Raw genomic sequence first — 18,871 nt, 5'->3', positions numbered from 1 at the left:
AATGGACTTCGATCTCACCGCCGAGCAGCAGGCCGTCGCCGACGTCGCGACGTCGGTGCTGGAACGGGATCTTTCGTGGGAGGCGCTGGTCAGCGGGGGCGTGACGGCGCTCCCGGTGCCCGAACGCCTCGGGGGCGACGGCGTGGGTCTGCCCGAGGTCGCCACGGTGCTGACCGAAGTGGGCCGCCACGGCGCCATCACGCCGGCGCTGGCCACGCTGGGCTTCGGCGTGCTGCCGCTGCTCGAGCTGGCATCCGACGAGCAGCAGGACCGCTACCTGGCCGGGGTCGCAAAGGGTTCGGTGCTGACCGCGGCGCTCAACGAGCCCGGCGCGGCGCTGCCCGACCGGCCCGGCGTCACGTTCGCGGACGGGCGGTTGTCCGGCACCAAGATCGGCGTGGCCTATGCTGAGCAAGCGGATTGGATGATCGTGACCACCGACAGCGCGGTGGTGGTCGTGTCGCCCAAGGCGGAGGGCGTGCGGCTGGTGGGCACGCCGACGTCGAACGGTTCGGACGAGTACACGGTCACGTTTGACGGTGTGGCGGTTGGCGATTCGGACGTGTTGGCCGGTGCCGATAGTAACGGGCCGCGCCGGGTCAACCAGCTGGTGCTGGCCGCGGTGGGCGCGTTCGCCGACGGGTTGGTGGCAGGGGCACTGCGCCTGACCGCCGACTACGTCGCCAACCGCAAGCAGTTCGGCAAGCCGCTGTCGACGTTCCAGACCGTGGCGGCGCAGCTCGCGGAGGTCTACATCGCCTCGCGCACAATCGATTTGGCGTCGAAGTCGGTGGTGTGGCGGCTGTCCGAAGGGCGTGACTCCGATAGCGACCTGGACGTCCTGGGTTACTGGATAACGTCGCAGGCGCCGCCGGTGATGCAGATCTGCCATCACTTGCACGGCGGCATGGGCATGGACATCACGTATCCCATGCACCGGTACTACTCCACGATCAAAGACCTGACCCGCCTGCTGGGCGGGCCGTCTCTTCGCCTTGACCTGGTGGGAGCGCAATGTTCATAGACCTGACCCCCGAGCAGCGACAGCTGCAAGCCGAACTGCGGGAATACTTTTCAAACCTGATCTCGTCCGACGAGATGAAGGCGATGGAGCAGGACCGGCACAACGAGGCCTATCGCGCGGTGATCCGGCGAATGGGCAAGGACCGAAAGCTGGGGGTGGGGTGGCCAAAGGAGTTCGGCGGCTTGGGCTTCGGTCCGATCGAGCAGTCGATCTTCGTCAACGAGGCGCACCGGGCCGACGTGCCGTTGCCGGCGGTGACGTTGCAGACCGTGGGTCCGGTTCTGCAGCAGTTCGGCAGCGAGGCGCAGAAGAAGAAGTTCCTGCCGGCGATCCTGGCCGGTGAGGTCCATTTCGCGATCGGCTACACCGAGCCCGAGGCCGGCACCGACCTGGCGTCCCTGCGGACCACCGCGGTGCGCCAGGGCGACGAGTACATCGTCAACGGCCAGAAGATCTTCACCACCGGAGCCCACGACGCCGACTACATCTGGCTGGCCTGCCGCACCGACCCGGAAGCCGTGAAGCACAAGGGCATCTCGATCCTGATCGTCGACACGAAGGATCCCGGATACTCCTGGACGCCGATCATCCTGTCCGACGGCGCCCACCACACCAACGCGACGTATTACAACGACGTCCGGGTGCCGGCCGACATGCTGGTCGGCGAGGAGAACGGCGGATGGCGGCTGATCACCACGCAGCTCAACAACGAGCGGGTGATGCTGGGCCCCGCGGGCCGCACCGCCGGCATCTACGATCGGCTGCACGCCTGGGCGTCCAAGCCGGGCGGTAACGGTGTCACGCCGATCGACCACGAGGACGTCAAGCGGGCGCTCGGGGAGATCTACGCGATGTGGCGGATCAACGAGCTGCTGAACTGGCAGGTCGCCGCCGCGGGCGAGGACATCAACGTGGCCGACGCCGCGTCGACGAAAGTCTTTGGCACCGAGCGCATCCAGTACATCGGCCGGCTCGCCGAGGAGGTCGTCGGCAAGTACGGGAACCCGGCGGAACCGGACACGGCCGAGCTGCTGCGTTGGCTGGACTCGCAAACCAAGCGCAACCTGGTAATCACCTTCGGTGGAGGCGTTAACGAAGTGATGCGTGAAATGATCGCGGCCGCCGGCCTCAAGGTGCCGCGGGTGCCCAGATGACGGACGCGGACACCATCAAGAAGGCCGTCGCCGAAATCACGTCCACCGTCGTAGCCGCGCCCCGCACGGGCCGGGATCCGGTGAACCAACCCATCATCAACAACTGGGTCGAGGCCATCGGCGACCGCAACCCGATCTACACCGACGAGGCCGCGGCGCGCGCCGCCGGCCATCCCGGACTAGTGGCGCCGCCGGCGATGATCCAGGTGTGGACGATGTTCGGCCTGGGCGGTGAACGTCCGGCCGACGATCCCATGGGCCCCATCATGGAATTGTTCGACGACGCAGGCTATGTCGGTGTCGTCGCCACCAACTGCGAGCAGACCTACCATCGGTATCTGCGGCCGGGCGAGCACGTGACCGTCCACTCCGAAATGCGCGACGTGGTCGGCCCCAAGCAGACGGCGCTCGGCGAGGGCTGGTTCATCAACCAGCACATCACCTGGCGCGTCGGCGACGAGGACGTCGCCGAGATGGCCTGGCGGATACTCAAATTCAAGCCTCGCGAGGCTGCCGCGACCCCGTCTTCGGTGCCGGAGGATCTGGACGCCGACGCCATGATGCGCCCCGCGGTGTCGCGCGACACCGCGTTCTTCTGGGAAGGCGTGGCGGCTCACGAGTTGCGGATTCAGCGGCGTCCCGACGGAAGCCTGCAGCACCCGCCGGTGCCGGCGGTATGGCAGGACAAAGATCAGCCGATCGACTACGTGGTGGCCGGTGGTACGGGCACGGTGTACAGCTTCGTGGTGCACCACGCGCCGAAGGTGCCCGGGCGCACGCTGCCGTTCGTCATCGCGCTGGTGGAACTCGAAGAGGGTGTCCGCATGCTCGGCGAGCTGCGGGGGGTGGATGCCGCCGCGGTGAAGATCGGAATGCCCGTCCGGGCAACCTATATCGACTTTCCCGCCGGCGAGTCCGGCCCCGAGTGGACCCTGTACGCATGGGAGCCCCAAGCATGAGCGCACCCGCCATCGAAGTGGGTACGAAGCTGCCCGAGCTCAAGATCGAAGGCACCCCCACGTTCATCATCTCGACGGCCATCGCCACCCGCGACTTCCAGGACGTGCACCACGACCGGGATCTGGCGCAGGCCAAGGGATCCAAGGACATCTTCGTCAACATCCTCACCGACACCGGGCTAGTGCAGCGCTTCCTGACCGACTGGGCGGGCCCGACGGCGTTGATCAAATCGATCGGGCTGCGGCTGGGCGTGCCGTGGTACGCCTATGACACGATCACCTTCTCCGGTGAGGTGACGGCGGTGGAGGACGGCCTGATCACGGTGAAAGTGGTGGGCCGCAACAGCCTTGGCGACCATGTCATCGCTACCGCGACGCTCACGATTGGGGACGCCTAATGCTGTCGGGTAAGGCCGCCATCGTCGGCATTGGCGCTACCGACTTCTCGAAGAATTCCGGCCGAAGCGAGTTGCGGCTTGCGGCCGAGGCGGTCCTGGATGCGCTGGACGACGCCGGTTTGAGCCCGTCCGACGTCGACGGGCTCACGACGTTCACGATGGACAGCAACAACGAGACCGCCGTAGCGCGGGCGACCGGCATCGGTGACCTGAGGTTCTTCGCCCAGACGGGCTACGGCGGGGGTGCCGCGTGCGGGACCGTCGCGCATGCCGCGGCGGCCGTCGCGACCGGACTGGCGGACGTCGTGGTGGCCTACCGGGCGTTCAACGAACGTTCCGGCCAGCGCTTCGGGCAGGTGCAGACCCGGCTGGTGGGAAATGCCGGCGTACAGGCCGATTCGACCGCGGCGGACAATTCGTTCTCTTACCCACATGGGCTGTCGACGCCGGCCGCGCAGGTCGCGATGATTGCGCAGCGATACATGCACTGGTCGGGCGCGACGAGCCGCGACTTCGGTGCGGTGTCGGTGGCGGACCGCAAGCACGCCGCCAAGAACCCCAAGGCATACTTCTACGAGAAGCCGATAACCATTGAGGACCACCAGAATTCGCGGTGGATCGCCGAGCCGCTGCGGCTGCTGGACTGCTGCCAGGAAACCGACGGTGCGGTTGCCCTGGTCGTTACGTCGGTGGAGCGCGCGCGTGACCTCAAGCAGCGGCCGGCCGTCATCGAGGCGGCGGCCCAGGGAGCCAGTCCCGACCAGTACACGATGGTCAGCTACTACCGCTCCGAACTCGGTCTGCCCGAGATGGGCGTGGTGGGCCGGCAGCTCTGGCAGCAATCCGGTCTCAAGCCGACCGACATCCAGACCGCCATCCTGTACGACCACTTCACTCCGTTCACGCTGATTCAGTTGGAGGAGTTGGGATTCTGCGGTCGCGGCGAGGCGAAGGACTTCATCGCCGACGGCGCCATCGAGTTGGGCGGCCGGCTGCCGATCAACACCCACGGCGGTCAACTCGGCGAGGCCTACATCCACGGCATGAACGGCATCGCGGAGGGTGTGCGGCAATTGCGTGGGACATCGGTCAACCCGGTACCCGACGTCGAGCACGTCCTCGTCACGGCGGGTACGGGCGTACCGACGTCGGGCCTGATCCTGGGCTAGCTTTTCCGCCGAGTGTGCGGCCAGCCGCCGCCGAGCGTCGCGCTACCGCGGCTGTCGGCGTCGAGGGCCACGCTAGCGTGACGCTCGGCGGGCCAATGCGGCTCGAACCCTGCGTACGACGTCTGGAGGTCGGTCGCCCGCGACAACCCGCACAACAATCCACCCGCGTCGTTCGAGCATTTCTAGCCGCCGGATATCCCAGGTGTACGCCGCCGATCATTGCGATGTTGCTCGCCGTCGTACTCAACCGCGACTTTGATGTCCTCCCAACCCATGTCGAGGTAGGCGAGGACGTTGCCAAAGTCATCTCGGACTGCGATCTGGGTTCGCGGCCTGGGCAGGCCGGCCCGTATTAAGACCAGACGAAGCCACGTTTCCTTGGGCGACTGGGCTCCGGGATCTGCAAGACCGATCGCGGTCCTTGCCATATGGACCCCTCGCCGGCCATGGTAGCGGTCCATCAACATCTCGACCTCGGCCGTCTTCAGGTCGGTGGCCCTGAGGAGGTCGTCGATCGCCGCGACCGACTCGGTGACCGAGTACCAACAGCCCAAATCAAGTGCCGTCCGGGCCGGCGTTGTCACCGGGATGCCGTCAATGAGCGCGACCTCGTCGTCATCGATGCGGTCACCTCGGACAATCAGGTTTGGCATCGGACTCCTGTTGCCGTGGAGAATCTCAAGTGGTGCGTTGACGTCCACCCATTCGGCGCCGTGGAGCGCGGATGCCGAGAGTCCGGCAACGATGCCGCGGCGTCGCGACCAGAGCCATCCCGCGCGGGCGCGAACCAGTGGAGTCAGCTCGGTACCGGGAGTGACATACACGTCGCGGAACAACTTCGTATAGCGCGTCCGCAGCGCGCTTTTCGCGACATTTCCGTGCGCGACTGCCTCGCTGCCGATAAACGGCTCCGCCATGACGGCAGCGTTCCAGGTGTCGCGACGAACGTCACTTCAGCCCGTGTCCGCCATCCACAGAACGTGCGACAACCGGGAAGACGGTCTCCATTCCGCGCCGGCCCTTGATTTCCACCTGCTCGGAGTCACCCCAAACGTATTGCGCCTCGGCGGCGGCGTGAACGCTGGTGCTGACCATCACGGCCGGACGCCCGGCCCGCCCGGCAATGCCGGCCAGCCGGAACGCCACGTTGGTCGCGTCGCCGATCACGGCCGTCACCGTTCTCGTCATTGCGGCGATCGCGGCCCGGCCCTGCACCACCCCCCAGCCCATCCGGATCGGCGAACCGTCCGGGCTACGCAGCGGGAGCGTGGGCCCGAGCTCCTCGACCCTCCGGTTCGCGGCGAGCGCGAAGTCGATCGCGAGCTCGTTGGCCTTCGGAATCGTCCGCAACTCCCAGACGGCATACAGTGCATCGCCGGCGTAATGGTTGAGTGTGCCGCGGTGGGCACGAAGCACCTGGTTTAGGTCGTGCCACAGATAGTTCAGGCTCTGGGCGATCACCCGGTTGTCGGTGACCTCCGAGATCGTCGAGTAGTTGGTGATATCGCCGACCACCATGACCATGGTCTCCTCGGCGATCCGGGTCAGGGTCGGGCTGGTGTTGGTCAACCCCGCGGTTTTGAACCGGTCCGACCGGAAGATCAGCACCACGTCGCCTATCGAGATCTGATCGTCGGGCTTGATGGGGACCTGCACGGCGCGTTCCAGCGGCATGCCGTTGAGCAACGTTCCGTTGGTGCTGGTGTCGATGAGGTATGCCCGGTCGGTTAGGACGTCCAAACGGATTTCGAGGTGGTTGCGGGAGATGTTCGGGTCCGGGATAACCAGTCGGCGCGCTTCGTCGATACCCGCGCACTGACGGCCGACGAATAGTTGATCGAAGATCGGCACGATCTTCTCGCCGCCGTTCAAGTGCATGACGAGATTGGCCTGCGGCTTGTCGAACCAGTCGGAGCGCATGGCCTAGCGACCTCGCCGCACTCGAACGGCCGGGTGTGCGGGCGAGACCCGTCGTTGTCTGCCCCGCCCGCCCTGACCACCCTGTGCACACACTAAGCGTCTGCCATCTGAAGATGCTGAGCTGTTAGCTGCAGGGGTAATCGTATCCGACGCTCAGCGCACGAGAGCCGGTTGCGCTTCGAGAGCCGCCCGGGCCGCTTTCCGCCCGGCGTCGAGGGCGGCGTCGATGTTTGCGAAGTCCAATGGACCGATCGCCGAGACGTCCGGCTCGATGATCGCCGTGACGCGGGGGAGCTCGCGCAGGTTCCACTTGGGGGCCGCGAGTTCGACGCTGCGAAGCAGTGTGTCTTGCAGCGGCGGCAGGGCCACGTCCGTTCCGGTCACGAGCCGCCGGACGAACGCGGGAGGCTGAAGCTTTGCCGGCAGCGGGCCAAAGCCCTTCGACGGCACCCACGTCGTGCGCAGATCGACGCATATCACTTCGCCGTCCGGGTCGGCACACATCACGTCGGCCGGCAGGATGTTCATCAGTCCGCCGTCGACGAGGAGCCGCTCGCGACGTTGCACCGGCGGCAGGAGGCCCGGTATCGAGATCGATGCGCGCACGGCGACCCATAGCAGCCCGCGCCGATGGATGATCTGGTCGCCCGTGATGATGTCGGTGGAGACGGAGAAGAACTCCCTAGGCAGGTGCTCGATCAAAGTGCTGCCGCCGAAGAATCCCTCGATCAGGCGGTCGACACGGCGACCTCGCGTGAGGGCTATCGCGGGAATCGTGTAGTCGCTGACCGGCCTGGTCTCCGCAACGTATTTCCGTGCCGCCGCGGTGCAATCCCGCGCGTCCAGCCCCAGCGCGAAGGTGGCGGCGGCGAGGGCACCCGAACTGGTCCCGCCGAACCGGTCGATGACGACGCCCGCCCGGGTGAGCTCTTCGTAGACGCCGTAATGCGCGAGGCCCCGCGCGCCCCCACCTCCGAGCACGAGACCGAGGGAGCGCCCGGCGATTCTGCGGGCCAGCGCGCCGATGCCGTCGTCGTCGGCGGGGTGATGCGAGACCGGCTCCAGCAGATCCCACCACCTTGGGTCCGCCACGACGCCGCAAGTGACCAGGTGGACCGGCCCCTGCGTGATCGGCGGTTCGAGCGCTTCCGGTGGGCGGGCCTGATCGGCGAGGACCACGACTCGGTCGCTTTGCGCGGTGACATACCGTCGCCAGCTGTCGCCCGAGCCCCGGTCGGCCACCAGCAGGACCCAATCGTTGCTTCGCTCGGCGCGGTCGAGGGTCTCGCTGAACGCGTCGACGAGCTCGCCGTAATGATTGGCTGCGGCCGTTGTTTCGACGGGCGGAGCGACGACGGCGGCTTGTCCGTGCGATCTCAAGCGAGCCGCGATCGCGTCGACGATCGGCATCGCGACCGCATCCCCGGTCGACACCACGCCGACGACCCGACGACCGCGAGAGACGCTGGCGGCTCGTGACTCGCGCAGCATCACCGCCATCGCCCGGAACATCGCCGATTGCAGTTGCGGCGCCTTGGCGAGCACCTCGCTGAACGTGTCAGCGGCGATCCTCCAGACGACGCCGTCCCGAAGGGCTCGTACTCCGGCCGAGCGAGCGGCGCCGGTGATCACGCCCAGGTCTCCGATCGAGTCGCCGGACGCCATCTCACGAAGCACCTGTCCGTCGAGGCCGATGGCCGCGAATCGCCCCGAGGCGATTACGTAGATGGCGTCCGACGGGTCGCCCAAGTGAAACAGCCACTCGTTGGCGGCGACGTGCTGGCGACCTACGGTCTTCGTGAGCAGGGCGAGTTGTTCGTCGTCGATCTCGGCGAATAGCGGGATGCTCCGCAGTGCGGTTCGCTCGTCGGCCGCACGCGGTTCGGGCGACTGCCCTTCAGCGACCATGCAAGGACGAAAGCATATTGCGCCGGTTAGCGGTAGTCCGCACGACGTGAAGGCGCTACGCGGGGACCAGCTCGACGCCGCTCAGCACGACGGAGTTGTCGCGCGACGGCGCGACAACGGTGGCCACGTAACGGCCGTTCTCCTTCCAGATGCCCACCTTGAGGGTTTCCCCGGGGTAGGCCACGCCGGCGAACCGCGCGCCGTAGGCCGCCACCGCCCCGGCGTCGCCGTCGAGCAGCGCATCGGTGATCGCCTTGCAGGTCATGCCGTAGGTGCACAGGCCGTGCAGGATTGGCCTGGGAAACCCTGCGGCAGCGGCGAATTCGGGATCGGAGTGCAGCGGGTTGCGGTCGCCGCACAGCCGGTACAGCAACGCCTGCTGCGGCAGGATCGGCACGTCGACCTCCAGGTCGGGGGCCCGGTCCGGCGCGGCGTCGGAGGATGACGGCCCGCGCTCGCCGCCGAAGCCGCCCTCGCCGCGGGCGAAGATCGACCGCCGCTGCGTCCACAGCAGCGTGCCGTCCGGGGCGCTGACCGTCGTTTCGCTCCAGATCACCGCGGCCTTGCCCTTGTCCCAGATATCGGTGAACCGGGTGACGGCCTTGGCCGAGCCCGACGGCGGCAGCGGCCCGGGCACCTCGACCCGCTCGCTGGCGTGCAACACCTTGGCCAGCTCGATGTCGATGCCGGGGAACTGCACCGTCGGCGGCTTGGTCATGTGAAAGGTGGCGGCGACGTTGCCGAACGTCGGCAGCACCTGCGGGGTGTCGTCCACCAGATAGCGCAGCTCGCGCGGATCCATCGGGTCCGAGCCGGCGCCCAACCCCAGGTGATAGAGCTGGATATCGCTGCTGACCCAAGAGAATTCGATGGGATCCAGCTCGGCGTTCAGCGCGACGTCGACATCGATCGGCATCTCAGTTAGCCCCCGCGATGTGCAGCGCGGCGAGGTAGCCGAAGGTCATCGCCGGCCCGATGGTGCCGCCCGGGCCCGGATAGGTGTGACCCATCACCGGCGCGCTCACATTGCCTGCGGCGTAAAGGCCTTCGATGATGCTGCCGTCATCGCGCAGCGCCCGGCCGTGCACGTCGGTGCGGATGCCGCCCTTGGTGCCCAGGTCCCCGGGCACCATCTTGGCGGCGTAGAAGGGAGCGTGGCTGATCTCGCCGAGGTTGGCGTTCGGCTTGTTGGTGGGGTCGCCGTAGTAGCGGTCGTAGGCGCTCTCCCCGCGGTGGTAGTCCTCGTCGACGCCGGATCGCGCGAAACCGTTGAACCGCTCGATGGTGGCGGTGAAGTCGGACACCGGCAGACCGGCCTTCTCGGCCAGCTGCTCGAGGGTGTCGGCTTGGATGATCACACCCGAATCCAGCCACTTGCGCGGGATGCGTTGGCCCGGTTGTAGTCCCGCGAAGATGTAGCGGTCGCGGTACTGCTGGTCGAACACCAGCCATGCCGGGATGTTCTCGCCCGGTCCTGGACCCTGGCCGAACTCGCCGCCGTACATGTGATGGCAGGCCTCGACGTACGGCATCGATTCGTTCATGAATCGCTTGCCCGACATGTTGACGATGATCGAGCCGGGCGAGTTGCGCTCGGACAACGCGAACCACGGTGCGCCCACCAGCGGCACCGTCGGGCCCCACCAGGCGTCCTCCATCAGATCCAATGCGGCGCCGAGCTTTTCGCCCGCGAGAATGCCGTCGCCAGTGTTGGCCTTGGCCCCGACGGTCCATTCGGTGGTGATGGGGGCGCGTTGGTATTTCACCCGCATCTGTTCGTTGTGCTCGAACCCGCCGCTGGCCAAGATCACGCCGCGCCGGGCCCGGATCAGTTGTGGATCAACGGCATCCGCTGCGGTGGTATCGCGAACGTACACCCCGCGCACCACCCCGTCCTCGACGTAGAGGTCGGTGAGCGCAGTATTGAGCAGCACCGGAACACCGGCGCGCTGCAACCCGATGCGCAGCGGCCCGATCAGCGCCCGGCCCATGCCGACCAGGTTCTTGCCGGTCGCCTTGGCCCACATCGTGCGCGCGCCCACCTTCAAGCTGCGCGCCACGCCCCGCGGATGCCGCTTGAGCTGATTGAGCCGCACGTAGTCCTGTTGCATTACAACGACGTTGAGCGGCACCTTGCCGTACGCGGGCTCCAGCCCCGCCTCGTCGGCGCCGAGCTTGCGGGCGTTGAACGGCTTGGGCTCGATCGAGCGCCCGCCCGCGCGGCCGCCGGGCGCCTCGGGGTAGTAGTCGGAATAGCGCGGCACCCAGCACATCTTGAGGGGCGTGTGCTTCAGCACGAAGGACAGCATCTCGGGACCACGCTCGAGGTAGGTGTCGATGCGCTCCGGCTCCACGATGTCCCCGATGATCCCGTGCAGGTAGGTCCGGGCCGCCTCGGGCGTGTCCTTCACCCCGTCGCGCTTGAGCACCTCGTTGTTCGGAATCCACACTCCGCCCCCGGACCGCGCGGTGGAGCCGCCGAAATGCGCGGCCTTCTCGATGACTACTGTCGAAAGGCCACGGTGCGCGGCGGCAAGGGCGGCAACCATGCCGGCTCCGCCGCTTCCGACCACGACGACGTCGTACTCCTGCCCTGTCATGTAGAACACGTTATAGAATTGCCCGGGTTGGGCGCTACCGGCCCGGTCAAACGAACTAAGGGGACTTCCGGGAAATGCTCAGTGTTGCGATCCGCGACGAGCTGGCCGCCGACCTGGCGCAAGCCGAGCGCAGCCGTGAGCCCATCAGACCGTTGACCGCGGCATACCCGGACATCGACGTCGTCGACGCCTACGAGATTCAGCTGATCAACATCCGCCAGCGCGTGGCCGAGGGCGCCCGCGTGCTGGGCCACAAAGTCGGGCTGTCCAGCAAGGCCATGCAGCAGATGATGGGGGTGGACGAGCCGGACTACGGCCACCTGCTCGACGAGATGCAGGTTTTCGAGGACATCCCGGTCAAGGCGGGCCGCTACCTGTACCCGCGGGTCGAGGTCGAGGTGGGCTTCATCCTGTCCGACGACCTGCCCGGCGCCGGCTGCACCGAGGACGACGTGCTGGCCGCCACCGAGGCCCTGGTCCCGTCGATCGAGCTGATCGACACCCGCATCACCGACTGGAAGATCGCGCTTTGCGACACCATCGCCGACAACGCCTCGTCGGCGGGTTTCGTGCTGGGAAAGGCGAGGGTGTCGCCGGCCGACATCGACGTCAAGGCGATCGACGCGGTGCTGACCCGCAACGGCGAGGTGATCGCCGAGGGCCGCAGCGACGCCGTGCTGGGCAACCCCGTCACAGCGGTCGCATGGTTGTCCCGCAAGGTGGAAAGCTTCGGGGTGCGGCTGCGAAAGGGTGACATCGTGTTACCGGGATCGTGCACGCGAGCGATAGATGCACGTGCGGGAGACGAATTCGTCGCCGACTTCACGGGATTGGGTTCCGTGCGGTTGTCCTTTGAATAGCGCCGGAATAGCTTTGAATTAGTCCAGAAAACGAGGAGCATCATGCCGTCCAAGGCGAGTGTTGCCATTGTCGGGTCGGGAAACATCAGCACCGACCTGCTCTACAAGCTTCTCCGGTCGGACTGGCTGGAACCTCGCTGGATGGTGGGCATCGATCCGGAAAGCGAAGGCTTGGCGCGGGCCCGCAAACTCGGCCTGGAGACCACCCACGAGGGGGTCGACTGGTTGCTGGCACAGCCCGAGAAACCCGACCTGGTGTTCGAGGCGACCAGCGCCTACGTGCACCGGGATGCGGCGCCGAAATACGCAGCCGCCGGCATTCGGGCCATCGATTTGACGCCCGCCGCGGTGGGCCCGGCGGTGATCCCGCCGGCGAACCTGCGTGAACACCTCGACGCGCCGAACGTCAACATGATCACCTGCGGCGGGCAGGCCACCATCCCGATCGTCTACGCCGTCTCCCGGGTCGTCGAGGTTCCGTACGCCGAAATCGTCGCGTCGGTGGCCTCGGTCTCCGCGGGACCGGGCACCCGCGCCAACATCGACGAGTTCACCAAGACCACCAGCAAGGGCGTCGAGACCATCGGCGGCGCCAAGCGCGGCAAGGCCATCATCATCCTGAACCCCGCCGACCCGCCGATGATCATGCGCGACACCATCTTCTGCGCCATCCCCGAGGACGCCGACCGCGACGCCATCGCCAAGTCCATTCACGACGTCGTCGCCGAGGTGCAGACCTACGTGCCCGGATACCGGCTGCTCAACGAGCCGCAGTTCGATGACCCGTCGCTCAACTCCGGCGGTCAGGCCCTGGTCACCACGTTCGTCGAGGTCGAGGGCGCCGGGGATTACCTGCCGCCGTACGCGGGCAACCTCGACATCATGACCGCCGCGGCGACCAAGGTCGGCGAGGAGATCGCAAAGGAATCTTTGACTGCGACGGCGGGAGGAGCGCAATGAGTACCGACGTCTTTTTCAACCCCATTTGGGACGTTCGGATGACCGACACGTCCCTGCGGGACGGGTCGCACCACAAGCGCCACCAGTTCACGAAGGACGAGGTCGGGGCGATCGTGGCCGCCTTGGACGCCGCGGGCGTGCCCGTCATCGAGGTGACCCACGGCGACGGGCTGGGCGGCTCGAGCTTCAACTACGGGTTCTCCAAGACGCCCGAGCAGGAGCTGATCAAGCTCGCGGCCGAGACCGCCAAAGAGGCCAAGATCGCGTTCCTGATGCTGCCCGGCGTGGGCACCAAAGAGGACATCAAGGAAGCGCAGGACAACGGCGGCTCGATCTGCCGCATCGCCACGCACTGCACCGAGGCCGACGTCTCGATCCAGCACTTCGGGCTGGCCCGGGAGCTGGGCCTAGAAACCGTCGGCTTTCTGATGATGGCCCACACGATCCCGCCGGAGAAGCTGGCCGCCCAGGCCCGCATCATGGCCGACGCCGGATGTCAGTGCGTCTACGTGGTCGACTCGGCCGGGGCGCTGGTCCTCGAAGGAGTGCGCGACCGGGTCGCGGCGCTGGTCGCCGAGCTCGGCGACGACGCCCAGGTCGGCTTCCACGGCCACGAAAACCTGGGATTGGGCGTGGCCAACTCCGTGGAGGCCGTCCGGGCCGGCGCCAAGCAGATCGACGGCTCCTGCCGCCGGTTCGGCGCCGGTGCGGGCAACGCGCCGGTCGAGGCCCTGATCGGGGTGTTCGACAAAATCGGCGTGAAGACCGGCATCGACTTCTTCGACATCGCCGACGCCGCCGAGGACGTCGTGCGCCCGGCCATGCCCGCCGAATGCGTGCTCGACCGCAACGCCCTGATCATGGGGTATTCGGGTGTCTACTCCAGCTTCCTCAAACACGCCGTGCGCCAGGCCGAGCGCTATGGCGTGCCCGCGCACGCGCTGTTGCACCGGGCCGGCCAGCGCAAGCTCATCGGCGGCCAGGAAGACCAACTCATCGACATCGCGCTGGAAATCAAGCGCGAACAAGAGAGCGGCGCGGTCGTCACGCACTGACGAGGTCCTGATGCTGGGGTGGCCACGTTAGCCACCCAATTTGCCGAAACCTGGGACGCTGCGCCCCTGGTTGCTTTACCGTTCGGTGTCGTCGTAGGCATTCGGGCTGAAAAGGACTACACCACATGAGTTTTATGGCGTTGCCACCGGAGATCAACTCTTTGCTCATGTTTTCCGGTGCGGGATCCGCGCCGTTGCTGGAGGCGGCGGCGGCGTGGGACGGGCTGGCGTCGGAGTTGGGTGCGGCGGCGGCGTCATTCTCCTCGGTTACCTCGGGGTTGGCCGGCCAGACGTGGCAAGGGCCGGCGTCGCAGGCGATGGCCGCGGCGGCCGCTCCCTACAGCGGGTGGCTGAGCGCCGCGGCGGCGCAGGCCTCGGGGGCGGCCGGGCAGGCGCGGGCGGTGGTGAGCGCTTTCGAAGCGGCGCAGGCGGCGACCGTGCAGCCGATCATGGTGGAGCTGAACCGCAATTCGTTTGTCCAGACAGTGATGTCGAATTGGTTCGGGCTGAATGGCCCGGCGATCGCACAGTTGGAGTCCGAGTACGAGGAGATGTGGGCGCGCGACGTCTCGGCGATGTCGGGCTACTACTCGGGGGCGTCGGCCGCGGCCGCCGGGCTGACCCCGGCGCAGACTCTGCAGGACCTGCTGGCCGGCCTGCCCAACATCGGCATCGGCAACCAAGGCGGCACCGGGAACCTGGGCAGCGGCAACAAGGGCGGGCAGAACCTTGGCAACGGCAACATCGGCAGCGGAAACTTCGGCGGCGGCAACCAAGGCAGCTCCAACCTGGGCAGCGGCAACACCGGCAATTTCAACATGGGCAGTGGCAACTACGGCAATGGCAACTTCGGCAATGGCAATGGGGTGAACACAACCCCCAGCAGCGGAAACTATGGCGACGGAAACATCGGAAATAACAATTTCGGCAGTGGGAACAACGGCAACGGCAACATCGGCCTCGGCAATGCGGGCAACGCCAACATCGGCATAGGAAACAGTGGCAGCAACAATGCCGGAGCCGGCAACAGCGGGTCTGGTAACCAAGGTTTCGGGAACAGCGGCATCGGCAACATCGGCTTCGGCAACAGCGGAACCAACAACATCGGCATCGGAATGACCGGAAACGGTCAAGTGGGCATCAACCTCGCCGGCCTGCTCAATTCCGGCAGCGGCAATATCGGGTTGTTCAATTCCGGCAACAACAACATCGGGTTCTTCAACTCCGGCGACGGCAATGTCGGGATTTTCAACTCGAGCGTCGGCAATGTCGGCGTCGGAAACTCGGGCACCATGGTCGGCGGCGTCATGGCGGGTCACAACACGGGTTTCTTCAATTCGGGTGGTCTCGACACGGGCCTGTTCAACGGCGGCGCCCTGGACAGCGGCATCGGCAACGGCGGCGCGGGGAACTTCGGCTACGGCAACTCGGGTCAGCTCAACGCCGGCTTCTTCAACTCGGGCCTTTTGAACACCGGCAACTTCAACTCGGGAACCGTGAACACCGGCGACTTCAACTCCGGTCAGGTGAATACCGGCAGCGCCAACTCCGGGAACCTCAACACTGGTGCCTTCAACTCGGGGTCGGTGAACACCGGCGTCGGAGCCATCGCTGTCGGCCCCGGCAACACCTCCGGCTTCGGCAACACCGGCTCCTTCACCTCCGGGTTCTTCAACTCGGGCGGCACCAGCTCCGGCCTGTTCAACGCGGCCAATAGCAGCTCGGGTTACGAAAACCTGGCGGGCGCGCTGCAGACGGCTGGCATCGCGAACTCGGGCCACCAAGACGCTGGACTGGGGAACTCCGGCTCGGTGACCAGCGGCATCTTCAACTCGGGTGCCATCAGCTCGGGCGGGTTCAATCGGTCCAACAACCAGTCGGGCTTCGGCCACTGACGTCACAGGTGACGTGCGCGCTGCCGACGACCTTGAAATCGCTGTTGTCGCTTATCACGCCCCCCGCTTCTCATAGAATGCTTTGAAAGCGGCGGAAGGTGCTGATCTGCCGTCGGCCTTGGCCTAGCGTTGTTCTATCGACTGCACGCGCGAGGGGTTTGGATGAGTTTTTTCACGTTGCCGCCGGAGATCAACTCGCTCCTGATGTACGCGGGTGCGGGTTCGGCTCCGATGCTGGAGGCCGCGGCGGCGTGGAACGGGCTCGCGTCTGAGTTGTCGTCGGCCGCTCAGTCGTTTGCGTCGGTGACGTCGACGTTGGCCGGCCAGGCCTGGCAGGGTGCGGCCGCGCAGGCGATGGCGGCGGCGGCCGCGCCGTACGCCGGGTGGTTGAACGCGGCGGCCGCCCAGGCGGCCGGGGCCGCGGCCCAGGCCCAGGCCGTCGTGAGCGCGTTCGAGTCCGCGCTTGCCGCGACGGTGCATCCCTTGCAGGTGGAGGCCAACCGCAACGGCCTGGTCCAGTTGGTGATGAGCAACCTGTTCGGGCAGAACTGGCCGGCGATTGCGGAGACCGAGTTCAACTACATGGAGATGTGGGCCCAGGACGTGACGGCGATGGTGGGCTACCACGGCGGCGCCTCGGCGGCGGCCGGGCAATTGCTCTCGGGGCAGGCGAGTCTGCCGCCGATTCCGAGCCTGCCCGGGCTGGGCGGCATCGGCGCCGGCGGATCTAGCCCCGCGGGTGGCACCGCCACTGCCGGGGCGGGCGGAGCAGCCGCGGCCAGCTCGGGTGGCGGGGGCGGCGGCGCGGGCGGCGCGGCCGCGGGTGGCGCCGCTGGCGGCGGCGGAGGAGGCGACACGGCCGGTAGCGCGGTCGCTGCCGGGGGTGCGGACAGCGGTTACGCGAGCGGTGTCGGCGCCGCCGATCCCAACGCCGGCGTCGCGGCGACCGGCGGCGGCTACCTCGGCACCGGAGACGCGAGCGCGGCGAACGCCGCCGCCGTGAGTGGCGGTGGTGGCGGCGCTGCACCCGGCATGGGCATGTTCGGGGCGGGTGGCATGGGGGCGATGATGATGGCGTCCGCCGCGATGGGGGCGTCGAACTCGTCGACCACACCGTCGGCGCAGCAGGCTCCGCCGGCCAAGGTGGCGGAGGAAACCGCGCCCGCTGCCCCTCCAGTCGAGGAAGCGGTGGCCCCGGAAGTGGAGGAAGCGATTCCGGTGGCTGCGACGCCTCTCGGGACGACACAGGCCGCAGCCGGACCGGCCGCGGAGATCTCGGCGGCCGAACCCAAGGCCGCGGGAGCACGGGAGACATCGGAGGCGGGGGAGCGCGAGCGAGTGGCGCTGGCGCTCGACGATGTACCGGAAGCGGAAGCCCGGGCCAACTAACCTTCGGCCCGGTTCGGTTGCCGTCGCCGCGGGTAGTGTTGATCGCGACGTCTCTGGCAAAGGAGCGATCCGATGACCATGAAAATTCTCAGCCCCCTTCGTCGCGGACTGTGCGGGCTGGTTGCCGCCGGTCTGCTGAGCGTCCCTGTGCCCGCGTTGCCGCTGGCCGGCGCCGATCCGCAATGCGATCAGACCGTGGGTCAATCCATCGACTCGTACCTGACCCGGCATCCGGACGTGAAGCAGCAGTTGCAGGCCAAGTCCCAGGCCGAGGGTGGCGGCGGCAACGTCATCGACTACCTGAATCGGCATCCCGATGTGCGGCAGCATCTGATCGACCTGTCCCAACAGTGCGTGCCCTAGCGAGCGGGTGTCGTCTCGAAACGCCGTCGGCGACGCGCGGGAACGTTCGCCATTGACTAAAAAGTAGAACACGTTCTAGGTTTAGGCGTGTTCTCTGATCCCCTCACCAATGCGATCGCCGAAGCCGAGCAGCTGGTGGCCGCCGCGCCGTTCATCGAGACCGAAGCCGACCTGCTGGAAGGGCTGCAGTACCTGGCCGGCTGCATCGCGGGGTGTACGCATCTCGCCTTCGATTACGAGCGCGACCATCCCTTCCTGCAGTCGGGCACCGGGCCGTTCACCAAGATGGGCCTCGACAACCCCGACACCCTCTACTTCGGCACTCGGGTGCAGGCCAACCACGACTACGTCGTGACCGGCAGGCGCGGGACCACCACCGACCTCAGCTTTCAGCTGCTCGGTGGTGAGTACACCGACGACAACGTGCCCGCCAGCCAGGCCGCCTTCGACGACCGCGAGCTCGACATCGCCGCGGACGGCAGCTTCGAGTGGCGAGTGCGCCCAACCAGCCCCGGGCAATTGGTGATCCGCGAGGTATACGGCGACTGGTCGGCGCAGCGCGGCACGCTCACCATTTCCCGACTGGACACCGCGGGCACCGCACCGCCACCACTGACCCGCCAGACGATCGAAAAGCGTTATGCCACAGCGGGCAAGCAACTGGTCAACAGGGTGAAGACCTGGTTGGAGTTTCCGAAGTGGTTCTACCTGGACATCCCGGTCAACACCATGGTCCCGCCTAGGTTGACTCCCGGGGGGTTGGCGACGCAGTACTCGTCGGTCGGGCATTTCGACCTGAACCCCGACCAGGCGCTCGTGATCACGATCCCGGTCTCGGACGCCCCCTACCTCGGCTTCCAGCTGGGCAGCATGTGGTACATCTCGCTGGACTACATCAACCACCAGACCTCGCTCAATAACACTCAGGCCCAAGCGGATCCGGACGGCAAGGTCCGCATCGTCGTCGCCGACCAGAACCCGGGCGTGACCAACTGGGTGGAAACGCTTGGGCATCGGCGCGGCTTCTTGCAGTTCCGCTGGCAACGAGTGTCGCGTGAGCTGACCGACGCCGACGGTCCCGCCGTCGAGCTGGTCGACTTCGACGCCGTACCCGCCGCGTTGCCGTATTTTGAGCACAACAAGATCTCCGAGGACCAGTGGCGCGAGCGAATTACGTTGCGCCAACAGCAAATCGCGGCAAGGATGCTGGGGTGACG

The 18,871-nt window shown here is 66.9% G+C and carries 16 protein-coding genes and 1 pseudogene; 12 read left to right on the top strand and 5 right to left on the bottom strand.

The window, feature by feature from the left end; all coding sequences use genetic code 11:
- The first annotated feature begins 1 nt into the window (after position 1).
- From A5712_RS13395 to A5712_RS13375, 5 genes are read left to right on the top strand one after another with little or no spacing between them, the layout of a single operon-like run.
- On the top strand, positions 2 to 1,024 hold the full coding sequence (locus A5712_RS13395) for an acyl-CoA dehydrogenase family protein (protein WP_068105523.1): 1,023 nt from the start codon (positions 2 to 4) through the stop codon (positions 1,022 to 1,024).
- The gene (fadE29, locus tag A5712_RS13390) at positions 1,015 to 2,178 is read left to right on the top strand and encodes an acyl-CoA dehydrogenase FadE29 (RefSeq protein WP_068105519.1); all 1,164 of its coding nucleotides are present in this window, start codon (positions 1,015 to 1,017) and stop codon (positions 2,176 to 2,178) included. Before A5712_RS13395 ends, fadE29 begins: the two co-directional genes overlap by 10 nt.
- Positions 2,175 to 3,137, top strand: coding sequence for a bifunctional MaoC family dehydratase N-terminal/OB-fold nucleic acid binding domain-containing protein (locus A5712_RS13385; RefSeq protein WP_068105516.1), 963 nt, complete (start codon positions 2,175 to 2,177; stop codon positions 3,135 to 3,137). Before fadE29 ends, A5712_RS13385 begins: the two co-directional genes overlap by 4 nt.
- A complete protein-coding gene (locus A5712_RS13380; protein ID WP_068105513.1) occupies positions 3,134 to 3,535 on the top strand; it encodes a MaoC family dehydratase in 402 nt (133 codons plus the stop codon). The genes A5712_RS13385 and A5712_RS13380 overlap by 4 nt, the downstream gene beginning before the upstream one ends.
- Complete coding sequence (locus tag A5712_RS13375) at positions 3,535 to 4,704, top strand: lipid-transfer protein (RefSeq protein WP_068105511.1); 1,170 nt, start codon at positions 3,535 to 3,537, stop codon at positions 4,702 to 4,704. Before A5712_RS13380 ends, A5712_RS13375 begins: the two co-directional genes overlap by 1 nt.
- Positions 4,705 to 4,776: 72 nt before the next feature.
- Here A5712_RS13375 and A5712_RS13370 read toward each other — a convergent pair.
- From A5712_RS13370 to kstD, 5 genes and pseudogenes are all read right to left on the bottom strand, one after another.
- A pseudogene (locus A5712_RS13370) lies at positions 4,777 to 5,621 on the bottom strand (hypothetical protein).
- A 31-nt stretch (positions 5,622 to 5,652) separates the two neighbouring features.
- On the bottom strand, positions 5,653 to 6,624 hold the full coding sequence (locus A5712_RS13365) for an adenylate/guanylate cyclase domain-containing protein (RefSeq protein WP_068105509.1): 972 nt from the start codon (positions 6,622 to 6,624) through the stop codon (positions 5,653 to 5,655).
- A 153-nt stretch (positions 6,625 to 6,777) separates the two neighbouring features.
- Positions 6,778 to 8,532: a patatin-like phospholipase family protein gene (locus A5712_RS13360; RefSeq protein WP_068105507.1), complete on the bottom strand. Its 1,755-nt coding sequence runs from the start codon at positions 8,530 to 8,532 to the stop codon at positions 6,778 to 6,780.
- A gap of 55 nt (positions 8,533 to 8,587) precedes the next feature.
- Entirely contained in the window at positions 8,588 to 9,448 is an 861-nt protein-coding gene (locus tag A5712_RS13355) for a MaoC family dehydratase (RefSeq protein ID WP_068105505.1), read from the bottom strand.
- 1 nt (position 9,449) lies between these two features.
- Positions 9,450 to 11,132 carry a 3-oxosteroid 1-dehydrogenase gene (kstD, locus tag A5712_RS13350; RefSeq protein ID WP_068105786.1) on the bottom strand — a complete coding sequence of 561 codons (1,683 nt, stop codon included), beginning with the start codon at positions 11,130 to 11,132 and terminating at the stop codon, positions 9,450 to 9,452.
- Positions 11,133 to 11,206: 74 nt separating this feature from the next.
- On the opposite strand from kstD, the gene A5712_RS13345 reads away from it, so the two are divergent.
- From A5712_RS13345 to A5712_RS13315, 7 genes are all read left to right on the top strand, one after another.
- The gene (locus A5712_RS13345) at positions 11,207 to 11,992 is read left to right on the top strand and encodes a 2-keto-4-pentenoate hydratase (RefSeq protein WP_068105504.1); all 786 of its coding nucleotides are present in this window, start codon (positions 11,207 to 11,209) and stop codon (positions 11,990 to 11,992) included.
- 42 nt (positions 11,993 to 12,034) lie between these two features.
- Entirely contained in the window at positions 12,035 to 12,952 is a 918-nt protein-coding gene (locus A5712_RS13340) for an acetaldehyde dehydrogenase (acetylating) (RefSeq protein ID WP_068105501.1), read from the top strand.
- Positions 12,949 to 14,007, top strand: coding sequence for a 4-hydroxy-2-oxovalerate aldolase (dmpG, locus tag A5712_RS13335; RefSeq protein WP_068105498.1), 1,059 nt, complete (start codon positions 12,949 to 12,951; stop codon positions 14,005 to 14,007). The genes A5712_RS13340 and dmpG overlap by 4 nt, the downstream gene beginning before the upstream one ends.
- Positions 14,008 to 14,132: 125 nt before the next feature.
- Complete coding sequence (locus A5712_RS13330) at positions 14,133 to 15,902, top strand: PPE family protein (RefSeq protein WP_068105496.1); 1,770 nt, start codon at positions 14,133 to 14,135, stop codon at positions 15,900 to 15,902.
- Between the two features lie 162 nt (positions 15,903 to 16,064).
- On the top strand, positions 16,065 to 17,291 hold the full coding sequence (locus A5712_RS31960; RefSeq protein ID WP_068105493.1) for a PPE family protein: 1,227 nt from the start codon (positions 16,065 to 16,067) through the stop codon (positions 17,289 to 17,291).
- Between the two features lie 72 nt (positions 17,292 to 17,363).
- Positions 17,364 to 17,654: a hypothetical protein gene (locus A5712_RS13320; RefSeq protein ID WP_068105490.1), complete on the top strand. Its 291-nt coding sequence runs from the start codon at positions 17,364 to 17,366 to the stop codon at positions 17,652 to 17,654.
- 87 nt (positions 17,655 to 17,741) lie between these two features.
- Positions 17,742 to 18,869: a hypothetical protein gene (locus A5712_RS13315; protein ID WP_068105486.1), complete on the top strand. Its 1,128-nt coding sequence runs from the start codon at positions 17,742 to 17,744 to the stop codon at positions 18,867 to 18,869.
- Positions 18,870 to 18,871 lie beyond the last annotated feature (2 nt).

Source organism: Mycobacterium sp. E2327, from assembly GCF_001672675.1.
Classification (GTDB): domain Bacteria; phylum Actinomycetota; class Actinomycetes; order Mycobacteriales; family Mycobacteriaceae; genus Mycobacterium.
The sequence above is the reverse complement of the archived record's forward strand: the minus strand, read 5'-3'. Positions and strand labels throughout refer to the sequence as shown.

Coding starts and splice junctions, on each gene's coding strand:
- A5712_RS13380 (WP_068105513.1), top strand. CDS start 3,134: ATGAGCGCACCCGCCATCGAAGTGGGTACGAAGCTGCCCGAGCTCAAG.
- A5712_RS13330 (WP_068105496.1), top strand. CDS start 14,133: ATGAGTTTTATGGCGTTGCCACCGGAGATCAACTCTTTGCTCATGTTT.
- A5712_RS13365 (WP_068105509.1), bottom strand. CDS start 6,624: ATGCGCTCCGACTGGTTCGACAAGCCGCAGGCCAATCTCGTCATGCAC.
- A5712_RS13360 (WP_068105507.1), bottom strand. CDS start 8,532: ATGGTCGCTGAAGGGCAGTCGCCCGAACCGCGTGCGGCCGACGAGCGA.
- A5712_RS31960 (WP_068105493.1), top strand. CDS start 16,065: ATGAGTTTTTTCACGTTGCCGCCGGAGATCAACTCGCTCCTGATGTAC.
- dmpG (WP_068105498.1), top strand. CDS start 12,949: ATGAGTACCGACGTCTTTTTCAACCCCATTTGGGACGTTCGGATGACC.
- A5712_RS13355 (WP_068105505.1), bottom strand. CDS start 9,448: ATGCCGATCGATGTCGACGTCGCGCTGAACGCCGAGCTGGATCCCATC.
- fadE29 (WP_068105519.1), top strand. CDS start 1,015: ATGTTCATAGACCTGACCCCCGAGCAGCGACAGCTGCAAGCCGAACTG.
- A5712_RS13395 (WP_068105523.1), top strand. CDS start 2: ATGGACTTCGATCTCACCGCCGAGCAGCAGGCCGTCGCCGACGTCGCG.
- A5712_RS13320 (WP_068105490.1), top strand. CDS start 17,364: ATGACCATGAAAATTCTCAGCCCCCTTCGTCGCGGACTGTGCGGGCTG.
- kstD (WP_068105786.1), bottom strand. CDS start 11,132: ATGACAGGGCAGGAGTACGACGTCGTCGTGGTCGGAAGCGGCGGAGCC.
- A5712_RS13340 (WP_068105501.1), top strand. CDS start 12,035: ATGCCGTCCAAGGCGAGTGTTGCCATTGTCGGGTCGGGAAACATCAGC.
- A5712_RS13375 (WP_068105511.1), top strand. CDS start 3,535: ATGCTGTCGGGTAAGGCCGCCATCGTCGGCATTGGCGCTACCGACTTC.
- A5712_RS13345 (WP_068105504.1), top strand. CDS start 11,207: ATGCTCAGTGTTGCGATCCGCGACGAGCTGGCCGCCGACCTGGCGCAA.
- A5712_RS13385 (WP_068105516.1), top strand. CDS start 2,175: ATGACGGACGCGGACACCATCAAGAAGGCCGTCGCCGAAATCACGTCC.